Source organism: Mycobacterium sp., from assembly GCF_035623875.1.
Classification (GTDB): domain Bacteria; phylum Actinomycetota; class Actinomycetes; order Mycobacteriales; family Mycobacteriaceae; genus Mycobacterium.
The window spans coordinates 1-7,884 of record NZ_DASPSP010000176.1 but is presented as its reverse complement, the minus strand read 5'-3'; the positions used below and the strand labels follow the sequence as shown (position 1 = coordinate 7,884).

The following is a 7,884-nucleotide window of genomic DNA, read 5'->3' as shown; positions in this document are numbered from 1 at the left end:
ACCGGGATCGAGGAGTTCCTCACCGGCAGCCATGCCGCACCATCACAGTCACATCGCGCCCTGCGTACCGTGTTGTTCACCGACATGGTCGCCTCGACCCAACACGCCGCGGCGACCGGCGACCAGCGGTGGCGGGCGGTGCTGCAGCGCTTTGGTGAGATCACCGCCGACCTGACACAACAATTCGGCGGCACGGTCGTCAAGAGCACCGGCGACGGCCACCTGGCCACCTTCGACGGCCCGACGCAGGCCATCCGCTGCGCCGAAGCCTTGCGCGCCGACGCCGAAACACTGGGCATCCAGATCCGCGCCGGCATCCACACCGGCGAGTGCGAACTGCTGGATGCGGACATCGGCGGGCTCGCGGTCCACATCGCCGCGCGGATCCTCGGCCAGGCCGGCGCCGGTGAAATCCTCGTATCGCGCACCGTGCGTGACCTGGTGGTCGGCTCGGGCACTGGCTTCGAGGACCGTGGCAGCGTCGAGCTGCGCGGGGTGCCTGGCACCTGGCAACTGCTGGCGGTCGATCGCCACGGCCCGCGGGCGGGATCGCCTGAGGCGGAGCTGGCGTCAATGCCCACTCCTGGCCGTCGGACCGCGATGCGCCGCTCGGACCGCGCCGTGGAGGTGATCGCGACGCGTGCACCGTGGATTCTCCGCGGGATGGCCCGCCTCGCCCCGGCCACCGGCCGCAGACGGGCAGCTGGAGCCAGCGCGCTTGGAGGTATCTGAGTCCACGACGTCGTTGACAGGTGAGTCGCGTTCAGATATCAGCGACGCCGATGCATCCGTGCTGGCGAACGACCCCACATTCACGAGCTGCCTGGGTGGTTACTAGGGGGAATTACTTCGACGAGAAAATAACTTTCTACGCGCCCGCCGACACGCCGAAGAAACTAGACGCAGGCCGCCGACCGGGCGAAGGCGCTGCTCTAATCTTTTCCATCGGCGGCATCGGCTGCCGCGATCAGCGCCGTGGCCAGCCCGCGAGCCTCTGCTGGCGTGATCGGATCGGCGGGGCAGCCGACGGCAATCTTGCGCTCAACGCGCCCGTCCCGGTGCTGGGTGCCATACACCGTTACGGTGAAGGCGTCGCGCTCCAGCCGTAGTCGGGCCGCTGCGATCACTGCCTCGGCTTCTACCATTACTGCTTCTGCCGCTGCCGCATCTGCCCCGGCTTCTAAGGCTGCCGCTTCGGCTTCTGCCGCCTCGGCTCTTGCTGCTGCCTCGGCGCGGCGCACCGCGTGTATTTCTGCCTCAGCCAGCCCTACGATCAACACCCCGGCGCATGCGACGACGGCCGCGACCGGCCCCGCTGCGGCGGTGACGATGAACGCACAGAACAAGCTCGAGACCATCATCATGGACGTTAACCCTTCCATTGCGTGGTGCCCCCGCGTGTTCCATTTAGCCCCATCCAAAAACCCCAGGTCAATATCCGGTTAGCTGCTCTCGAACGCGTTGACGCCCATCGCGGGCGCGGTGTGCCGCCAAACAGGTATCCGACCTCGGCCGCCTCGGTGATCTCGGCTTCCGAGGCGCCCTGGCCCGGCTGATACTTCACCGCCCGACCGTCATACGCGCAATGACGCTGTCATGGCGGGTCATCGGATCTGCCTAGTTAATCACTAACTGAGGCTACCTCCGCGCCGTCATCTGCTCTGGTGGCGGAGGGATTTGAACCCTATTCAGCTACCTGCAAATACTCTCAGGTCATTACAGCTAGCTGCGAAAAGACGCCATTGTGTGGGCATGGTGTGGGCACGGCATCTGGTCAGCTCACGATGTTCACGTGAGGTCACGAGATAGGGACTTTCGCAGGGACTTTCGGCTCTCGCAGCACCGGCAGGTATCTGTACCGTGGACCGGACTGTGCCGTACTCAAATCCACGGAAAAGCGAGGGGAGCCATGTCCACCTACAAGCAGGTCTACAACACCGAAGACGGTGGCGTGGTCTATCACGTCGCGGAGTGCACAGGCCCCGGCTTCGAGGGCGACGGCATAGAGATAAGCGCGCGGGGGACCGCGCGGACCGGGCGGGTGCTGCTGCCCGCCGACATTGCGCGCCAGGTGGCCTCGGCCATCCTGCGCCGCGACGTGCTGCGCACCATGCACCAGGGCACTCGGTGATCCTGCCCAGGGTCGGGGGCCCGGTGAACGCATGGATGCAAGCAAAAAGCAGGAGCTGCGCGCCAATCTGCGCGAAGCCATTGACGTAGCGCAGCAGATCCACAAGGAGATCGACGACACGGCGCTGTGGGAGTCCGACAGGCTCACCGCTGAGGAGGTCGAGGCCGCCGCGCGGGAGCTGGCCGAAACGGTCTGCGAGGGCTACGACGCAATGCGCAAGCTGCTCGAAACGCTGGGCCCGCTGGCCTACCCGTCCGGGGTCACGAGCCCCTAGGCCCGCAAGAAACGGCTCATCTCGCGTCAGACCGGGTGGGCCATTTCGTTCGTCTGAAGGAACCGGATCGCCCGAGTCCGCGTCTGACTAGTTGATCGGCGGCGCGGACGCCGACGCTTCCGTGCTGGCCAACGACCCGACATTTACGAGCTGCCTGGGTAGTCCCTAAATGGAATTACCTACCAGCCGTTCCCGCTTGGCCCCACTGCGGCGAAACCCCGACTAGTTCTACGGTGGCGCCATGACAGAACAGTCGCATGCGATCACGCTTTCCCCCCCGCGCGCGGTACAAAAACTCGTCAACCCGATCATGCGGTTGCTGCTGCGCACTCCGGTCATGGGCGCCGCACGCAAGCAGCTGATGGTGGTGAGCTTCAACGGACGCAAGACAGGGCGAAGGTACTCATTTCCGTTGAGCGCCTACCAGATCGACACCGATCTGTATGCCCTGAGCTATGCAGCCTGGACGCGGAACTTCCGCGACCACGCGACCGCCCAGGTCCTGCACGACGGGAAGACGACGACCATGCGCGGCGAACTCATCCAAGACCGTGCCGCCGTCGCCGATCTCTACCGGCGCTTCGCCGAGAGCAAGGGCGTCAAGAACGCAGCGCATGATGGCTATGAAATTCCGCGATCAGCAAATGCCGACGCTCGAAGACTTCACTGAGGCCGTCGAGCAGAACCAGCTGGTCGCGATCCGGTTCATTCCCGCCACGCAGCCGTCGATCAGAGCTGGGCGCGGAGTCGTTCGACAAGCCTGAAGGACCCCGTATCCACAAGCTTCCTGGGCAATCACTAAGGGGAAACACCCTCGCCAAATGGAAGGATTATCGCCGCGGACCCAGGCTATTGATGTAATCCCGGGCAATCGCGATACAGGGTCGTGAATCGCCCGGAAGAGGGTGGTAGGCAGAGTTCTGGTATTGGGCATGCGGCGCACCGCTGGTAACGAAACCGTGGAACAGGTTTTTGATGCCATGAGCCAATCCCATAGCGTTGGGGATTCCATTCTCGACCAGCGCCAACATCTCGTGGATGTCCCCCCTGTAGTTGGAGAGCAGGGTCTGATAAAGCGCACTCTGCCATTGGCCGGCCTGAGAATCGGGGGTGCAGGCGACCGGGTCACCGCGTGCTGCGAAATCCCACCACAATTCTTCACAATCGGAGAGCAGGTAATCTGCCCCAGCGATGTCCCCAGCGATGCCGTGCCCGCCCGGATTGGGGCAGTGGGGGAAAGTGTGCCCGGCCTGTCGACGTGGGTTGCCAAATACCACCCCGCCCAAGAAATCAGCCCGGCGCGGTATTAATGACCCATAGCGGATAACGTCGTAGACGTTAGCGACAATGCCTGCTCCCTGGGAATACCCAACCAATACGAACGGGCCCTTTCTAGCGTCGATGTGGTTGATGAGGTTGGTGACCCCTTGCTCCACACTGTCTTTCATGGGGTAGAAATCGGCTTTGTAGGGCACTGCCATCCACTGGAAACGATCGTCGAGATTGGATTTGAACCAGTTATCGGTCCGCACCCCCGATCCGATGTCGCCAACCAACCTGAAGGTTCCGGACAGCTCGTAGACAGCGATAGGTCGCCGTCTAGGTAGATGCCGACTGGCGGCTCGAACCACACCGATTGATAGCACTTTGGATCGGATTTTGGGTGACCAACTTGTCATCAAAGTCGTTCCTTTGGATAACACCGCGTGACTCAAAGGCAGCGTAAGCGCGTGCAGGGTTCCTCACATCGGGAAGTGCGAAAATTCGCGTTCATCCAGTAGCGCACCGCCAAGTCCATCGATAAGCCCGCGCCCACGCATGCGGCATGCGGCATGCCACCGGTACAGCTTTAATGGCCCCTTCAGTTTCCGACAAGCAGACGGACGGCGGGTGGAAACAATCTGCGAGAACTCGGCAACCGGCGGTCAGCGGTGGCCTGTACACCACCCCACCGCACGCCAGACACGTCCAGGTGGTATGTCCACCGCGACACGTAATGCATGGCTGATGCCCGACAAGCATTGCCTCTGGCCGCGGGCGATGACCGTGCGGCTCGGGAGCGGGGTGGGCCGCTGCCGTCGATAGGCGTGGCGGACTCGCGGCTGGATGAATGCCTGGAGCTGACCGGACTTCCCCGCCTGACCAGTTGCCTGAGCAATCACGAAGTGGAAATACCCGCGGGACTATCACTGGTGCCCGGCGAGCGGTGGGCTCAGCAGTACGCTCAGGCCATGGCGGAAACGTCATACGCCAAGTGCGGCGACCTCAGCCTGGCGTATCAGGTGTTCGGCGACGGGCCGGTCGAGCTGGTCTTCGTCCCGCCGTTCACCAGCCATGTCGAGCTGGCCTGGACCCTGCCCAGAATCAAGGCCAACCTCGACCAGCTCGCCACTTTCTGTCGCGTGCTCCTGTTTGATAAGGCCGGGGTCGGGCTGTCCGACCCGGTTCCGCACGTTCCTACGCTCGATGACCGAGCGGCCGAGATCGAGGCCGTCATGGACGCCGTCGGCTTCGGACAAGCCGTTCTCTTCGCTCTGAGCGACGGCGGCCCGGCCGCCATGATGTTCGCGGCAACACGGCCGGAGCGAACGCGGGCGTTGATCCTCTACGGCACATACTCGTTTCACCCAGGCGGGTGGGACAACCTCGACCGCGACCCGGCCGAGCTGCGGATGCGCCACCTTCCCGAGTTTGGTGAAGACTATTTGCCGTCGGTGGAGCAGATCGCCCGGGTTCAGGGAATCGGCCGCACCGTCCGCTCGGCATGGGGCAGCGGTGCGACACTCAGCATCGGCCTGCCGTCAGCGTGCGGTCTAATACGCCAGCTCGCCATGTTTGAGCGCATGAGCGCCAGCCCGGGGATGGCGCGGGCGACGCTCGAAGCGGCGTTTCGGGTCGACGTGCGGCCGATCCTGCCGACGATCACCGCGCCCACCCTGGTCATCCATGCTCGCGAGGACCCCGTCGTTCCGGTGCAGAGCGGTCGCTACCTCGCCGACCACATCCCGGGCGCGCGGTACCTAGAGGTCGAAGGCGTGGACGCCGCGCCCTGGTTCACCGAGCCCGACAGGATCCTGACAGGGATCGAGGAGTTCCTTACCGGTAGCCATGCCGCGCCGTCGCCGTCACATCGTGCCCTGCGCACCGTGGTGTTCACCGATATCGTCGCCTCGACGGCACGCGCCGCGGCCACGGGCGACCAGCGCTGGCGGGCGGTGCTGCAGCGCTTCGGTGAGATCACCGCCGACCTGACACAACAATTCGGCGGCACGGTCGTCAAGAGCACCGGCGACGGCCACCTGGCCACCTTCGACGGTCCGACGCAGGCCATCCGCTGCGCCGAGGCCCTACGCGCCGAGACCGAAACACTGGGCATCCAGATCCGCGCCGGCATCCACACCGGCGAGTGCGAACTGCTCGACACCGACATCGGCGGCATTGCAGTACACATCGCGGCGCGAATCCTCGGCCAGGCCGGCGCTGGCGAAATCCTTGTCTCCCGCACCGTGCGTGACCTGGTGGTCGGCTCGGGCACGGGCTTCGAGGACCGCGGCCCTGTCGAGCTGCGTGGTGTGCCCGGCACCTGGCAACTGCTGGCGGTCAATCGCCACGGCCCGCACGCGGGATCGCCTGAGGCGGAGCTGGCGTCAACGCCCACCCCCGGACCGCGGACCGCGATGCGCCGCTCGGACCGCGCCTTAGCGGTAATGGCCAGGCGCACACCGTGGATCCTGCGCAGGATGACCCGCTTCACCCCGACGGTTCGCAGCTGAACAACTACCGGAGTCGGCGCGGTTGGAGGTGTCTCAGTCCACGACATCGTTGACAGGTGAGTCGGCTTCAGATGCCTCCGACGCCGATGCATACGTGCTGGCGAACGACCCCATGTTCACGAGCCGCCCCGTCAAGCTGGGTAAGACTTGCCGCCCCCTAATGAAAGGATGGGTGCGGTGATCCTGGCCGTCGATCTCGGCAAGACGTCCTGCCGGGCCGCGGCAGGCGGCCGGAGGGCCGAGGGGGCGGGCGCGCCGGGGCTTGCGGCGCCTGGCGGTGTGCGGGCCGCGGAGGCGGCGATTCTGGCTGTCGCGCGCGAGTTCGGCCCGGTCGAAGAGGTGATCGTGGGTGCCGCCGGGGCACTGGCGGCGCCGGACGCGGCGCGCGCGCTGGGCGATGCGCTGCTGGCCTCGCTGCGGGCGGAGCGCGTCGCGGTGACCAGCGACGCCGTGATCGCGCACGCCGGCGCGCTGAACGGGGAGCCGGGCGTCGTACTGGTCGCGGGCACCGGCGTGGTGGCGCTCGCGATCGGCGCGGACGGCGCGCTGCGGACCGCCGACGGCTGGGGCCCGTGGCTGGGCGACGAGGGCGGCGGCGCGTGGATCGGCGCCGCCGGGCTGCGCGCGGCGCTGCGCGCCCACGACGGCCGGGGCCCGTGCACGACGCTGCTCGACGCCGCCCGCGCCCGCTTCGGCGCGCCGGAGACCTGGCCCGCGCAGCTCACCGGTGCCGCCGCGTTCGCGTCCTTCGCGCCCGACGTCCTCGCTGTGGAGGACGACGCCGCGGCGCTGGCGATCGTCAGCGCCGCCGCCGAGGCGCTCGCCGCGACCGCCCGCGCGGCCGGGGATGGCCCGGTGGCGATGGTCGGCGGCCTGGCGGGGGTCGAGGCGCTGCGCGAGCAGCTCGACCTCGTCCCAGCTGCAGGCGACGCGCTCGACGGCGCGCTGCGGCTGGGGGCGATTCACGAGCCGCACGTGATCCGCGTGCAGGCGGCCCTGGAGGGCCTTGCCCCGCACGGGCTCGACGCGCTCGCCACCGAGGACTCCCGGCCAGACTTGGACGACCTCGACGCGCGGCCTATCGACGAGGTCGTCGCGTTGCTGGTCGCCGCCGAGGGCGGGGCACACGGCGCGGTGGCGGCGGCGGTCCCGCGCATCGCGGCGGCGGCCGAGGCGATCGCCGCGCGGCTCGAGTGCGGCGGGCGCCTGATCTACGCCGGCGCCGGAACGCCCGGACGGCTCGGTGTGCTCGACGCGGCCGAGTGTGGGCCGACGTTCGGCACCGACCTCGTGCGCGGCGTGATCGCCGGCGGGCAGGCGGCGCTGACCGAGGCGATCGAGGGCGCGGAGGACGCGTTCGATCCCGACGATCTCGCCGACCTGACCGCCGCCGACGCGCTCGTCGGGATCACGGCGTCGGGCCGCACGCCGTACGTGCTCGGGGCTCTCGAGCACGCGCGGGCGGCGGGCGCGCTGACCGTCGCTATCGTCAACAACCCGGGCAGCGAGGCGTCTGCCGACGTGGTGATCGAGCTGCTGACCGGGCCCGAGGTGCTCGCCGGCTCCACGCGGCTGACCGCGGGGACGGCCCAGAAGGTCGTGCTCAACGCGCTCTCGACGAGCGTGATGATCGCGCTCGGCAAGGCCTACGGACCGCGGATGGTCGACGTGCGCCCGACCAGCGCGAAGCTGCGCCGCCGCGCGGT

Annotated in this window: 7 protein-coding genes and 1 pseudogene; 6 read left to right on the top strand and 2 right to left on the bottom strand. The window is 67.2% G+C overall.

Translation table 11 applies throughout. From position 1 onward, the window contains the following. Nucleotides 1-732, top strand: a 732-nt coding sequence (locus tag VEI45_RS14550; protein WP_324854339.1) for an adenylate/guanylate cyclase domain-containing protein, incomplete at its 5' end; no start/stop codon positions are given. 200 nt (nucleotides 733-932) lie between these two features. Here the strand turns inward: VEI45_RS14550 and VEI45_RS14545 are convergent. Next, a complete protein-coding gene (locus VEI45_RS14545; protein WP_324854336.1) occupies nucleotides 933-1,358 on the bottom strand; it encodes a hypothetical protein in 426 nt (141 codons plus the stop codon). 551 nt (nucleotides 1,359-1,909) lie between these two features. Between VEI45_RS14545 and VEI45_RS14540 the strand changes: the two genes are divergently transcribed. The 3 genes and pseudogenes from VEI45_RS14540 (at nucleotide 1,910) to VEI45_RS14530 (ending at nucleotide 3,169) form a co-directional block, all read left to right on the top strand. After that, a complete protein-coding gene (locus tag VEI45_RS14540) occupies nucleotides 1,910-2,131 on the top strand; it encodes a hypothetical protein (protein WP_324854334.1) in 222 nt (73 codons plus the stop codon). 31 nt (nucleotides 2,132-2,162) lie between these two features. After that, the gene (locus tag VEI45_RS14535) at nucleotides 2,163-2,405 is read left to right on the top strand and encodes a hypothetical protein (protein ID WP_324854332.1); all 243 of its coding nucleotides are present in this window, start codon (nucleotides 2,163-2,165) and stop codon (nucleotides 2,403-2,405) included. A 241-nt stretch (nucleotides 2,406-2,646) separates the two neighbouring features. Beyond that, a pseudogene (locus VEI45_RS14530) lies at nucleotides 2,647-3,169 on the top strand (hypothetical protein). A 66-nt stretch (nucleotides 3,170-3,235) separates the two neighbouring features. Here VEI45_RS14530 and VEI45_RS14525 read toward each other — a convergent pair. Next, entirely contained in the window at nucleotides 3,236-3,937 is a 702-nt protein-coding gene (locus tag VEI45_RS14525; RefSeq protein WP_324854329.1) for a PE-PPE domain-containing protein, read from the bottom strand. 699 nt (nucleotides 3,938-4,636) lie between these two features. Between VEI45_RS14525 and VEI45_RS14520 the strand changes: the two genes are divergently transcribed. Both VEI45_RS14520 and VEI45_RS26480 read left to right on the top strand, forming a co-directional pair. Next, nucleotides 4,637-6,178 (top strand): adenylate/guanylate cyclase domain-containing protein, encoded by a 1,542-nt coding sequence (locus VEI45_RS14520; protein WP_324854343.1) that lies wholly within the window; start codon nucleotides 4,637-4,639, stop codon nucleotides 6,176-6,178. Nucleotides 6,179-6,355: 177 nt separating this feature from the next. Beyond that, nucleotides 6,356-7,884: N-acetylmuramic acid 6-phosphate etherase (locus VEI45_RS26480; RefSeq protein ID WP_414687481.1), on the top strand; the 1,529-nt coding region annotated here is incomplete at its 3' end.